The sequence below is a fragment of the Deltaproteobacteria bacterium genome (assembly GCA_018668695.1).
Taxonomy (GTDB): Bacteria; Myxococcota; XYA12-FULL-58-9; order XYA12-FULL-58-9; family JABJBS01; genus JABJBS01.
Window position 1 is genome coordinate 1 of record JABJBS010000407.1, and the last position, 2,352, is coordinate 2,352.

Below are 2,352 nucleotides of genomic sequence, written 5' to 3' on the forward strand. Positions count from 1 at the left end.
AAACTCTGCCGACATTCCCAAAACACACATACTCATTCCAAACTTAGCCATGGTGTAGGCGACGTGAGGACCGAACCATCGCTCTTCCATGTTAAGTGGCGGCGAAAGGTTAAGTACATGCGGGTTATCCGACTTGAGTAAGTGCGGGATGCATTTTTGAGAGCAAAGGAACGTTCCGCGCGTATTGACGTGATGCATCAGGTCGTAGCGCTTCATGGAAGTTTGCTGCGTGCCTGTGAGGTTAATCGCGCTGGCATTGTTTACCAAAATATCAATTCCACCAAACTTATCGACGCCTGCTTGGATGGCTGCATCGACCATGGCTTCGTCGCGGATATCGACGATGCAGGGCAGTGCTTGACCACCGGCGGCTTCGACCTCTTCTGCTGCAGTGTAGATAGTACCTTCTAATTTTGGATGGGGCTCGGCTGTCTTGGCCGCGATGATTACGTTTGCGCCGTCTTTAGCTGCGCGCAATGCTATCGCTTTGCCAATGCCTCGGCTTGCTCCGGAAATAAATAGTGTTTTGCCTTTTAAGTCTGACATAGCGCTCTCCTTCGGGTGAGGAAGAATCCATAGTGGCAACTGAGTGCTTGGTCAACTCGATGTAGAATTTACTCCCGCCCGGCAAGAGGTTGGTTTGCTAGGGGCAGACCACTTAGAGGGGATTGTTCTCGTGGGGGAGTAAATCACGCGGACTTCGGAAATATTGAAAGCTTGAGTAGTGGCGAAAGTTTGAAAGTCGACTGGTGTAGAGACAAGCGTATCTCTGTACTTGCTGGCCAAACCGGGTGTTTTCTTGAGCCTCTTTAAAGACCATGCCCCAGTAGGGATTAAATTGGCGGTCGATACTGGCTTGCAACTCATCGTGCTCTTTCACAACTTTTTTAAGACGCTTTTTATTATCGTCCCGTTGTTTACGCAGTGTTGCCCATGTTTCTGAATCCGCTCCCTCAGGTTCATCTTTTTCGATCAGGCCGAGAGTTTTACGTTGCACATTACAAAGGTCGTCGAGGGTTCGTCGCTCTTGCCGAAGTTGATGAAGCCTTTCAAGATCTTCGCGGTTGCTCTGAGACTGCAGCATCTCGGTTTCAAGCTCTTCAATTACAAGAGCAGTACGCCACTTCGCTTCTCGCTTGGAACGAAGAATATCACCGTAGATATGATCTCCCACATAGAGAATTTGGTCGCCGAAATAGCCAATGCCTCGTTCAAAGGTATCAACGTTACCGCCTAAGTAAACGGCGCCTTTTTCTAGCTTTTGGGCGTCGCGCTCTTGCGGATGACCTTCTTCGTTGAGGTGAGTAAACGGCTCGTCACTGATCCAGAACCCTGGCTTTGCCGCGCCAACCACCGTGTAGTCGAAGTATTGCTGCCATGCTGAATACTCAGGCATTTCATCCCCGAGTAGGTAGGTCATGACCTTGTTGGTGTACTCCCAGTGCGAGTTGGTTAGGACGAAAAGCTTTTTACCGGCTGAGCGCAGCTTGTGGAGTGTCTTTGCAAGGTACTCATCTTTATCTACGTAGGTAGAAAGGTCTGCTTTAATAACCGATTTGAGAGAATCGTCGCGATGCACTTCATCAATACACTCTCGGGTGTCTTCGTAGAGTTGCCATGGATCTCGACTACGGTCACCGCGTACCTCAAAGTAATGGACCAGGTCAGCAAAAAGGCAAATTTCCGGGAGTGAGAAGTAGGTATCCACGCTTAGAAAGCGGGGTTCGGCAAATTGTAGCCTAGTTTTTCGGTAGTGCCTTTTACGCTCTTCTTTGGTGAGCGGGACCTTGCCGTGAAAGGCGCGTCCCACATGGTTGTGGCGGTCGAGCTTGATGATATTTCCAAGCTTCTTGTCTACCGTCAGCCCCCGGATCACAAAGTCGGGGTCGTACTTAAAGTCTTGAATGGAGGCTGGGTAGCCCATGGCTAAAAGCTTTTCGATGGTCAATCGATAAGCGAGTTCCTCGATAGCGCGTTTGTGGTAGCGGGCGAGGGTGTAGTCCATATCAAAACCGATGATTTTGATGTTGTCCATTCTCAAATTGCGATTAACGAAAATAGTAGATTCGGGTGCTGGTCTTGCACCCTCAAAGTCGGAAAGACTGGCAAAGGAGTGGTCAGTATTCATTTTTAGGGCTCATGCTCTAGAGGCGCTCGGGGATTTGAATGTCACGAACTTGAAGCGCCCAATGTAGATACGTCGTAAGAGCTGTACCTTCCTCTTCAAAGTGTTCAAAAAACAGTTCACGCACGTGGCTCATTTGAATGGTACCATCCATCAGCGCATAGAAAAGTTTATCACCAAGTTGGTATCCGATTATATGTGTAATCTTGTTGAAGAGTTCAGGCCCA

Annotated in this window: 3 protein-coding genes; all 3 read right to left on the reverse strand. The window is 48.9% G+C overall.

Going from position 1 to position 2,352, the window contains the following annotated elements:
- The coding region (locus tag HOK28_24230) for an SDR family oxidoreductase (protein ID MBT6436219.1) at positions 1 to 546 on the reverse strand (546 nt) is incomplete at its 3' end.
- A gap of 112 nt (positions 547 to 658) precedes the next feature.
- The gene (locus HOK28_24235; GenBank protein MBT6436220.1) at positions 659 to 2,128 is read right to left on the reverse strand and encodes an HAD-IG family 5'-nucleotidase; all 1,470 of its coding nucleotides are present in this window, start codon (positions 2,126 to 2,128) and stop codon (positions 659 to 661) included.
- Positions 2,129 to 2,144: 16 nt separating this feature from the next.
- Positions 2,145 to 2,352: hypothetical protein (locus tag HOK28_24240; GenBank protein ID MBT6436221.1), on the reverse strand; the 208-nt coding region annotated here is incomplete at its 5' end.

Excerpts from the sequence above, each read along its gene's own strand:
- HOK28_24235 (MBT6436220.1), bottom strand. The coding sequence starts at position 2,128 with ATGAATACTGACCACTCCTTTGCCAGTCTTTCCGACTTTGAGGGTGCA.